The organism is Neisseria sp. WLZKY-1, from assembly GCF_046546535.1.
In the GTDB taxonomy this organism is placed as follows: Bacteria; Pseudomonadota; Gammaproteobacteria; order Burkholderiales; family Neisseriaceae; genus Neisseria.
In genome coordinates, this window is the sequence record NZ_JBKGTW010000179.1 from 1 (window position 1) to 205 (window position 205).

Genomic DNA, 205 nt, shown 5'->3' on the forward strand with positions numbered 1-205 from the left:
AGGTTCATTGATGAGTACCCAAAACTACGCAGGCATCGATATCGCCAAACGCCATTTCGTCATCGGCATCCACGGCAGGGATAAAACCAAAACCGAAACCAACCAAAGGCTTTACCCACACCATTGACTATCTGCACAAGCACAACGTCGGTTTGGTTGTCATGGAAAGCACTGGCGGTTTGGAAATCCCTCTCGCCAAAACCCT

General features: G+C 49.3%; 1 pseudogene. It reads left to right on the forward strand.

From position 1 onward, the window contains the following. Positions 1 to 10: 10 nt before the first annotated feature. Positions 11 to 205, forward strand: a pseudogene (locus ACLD9W_RS12730) (IS110 family transposase); the annotation flags it as partial.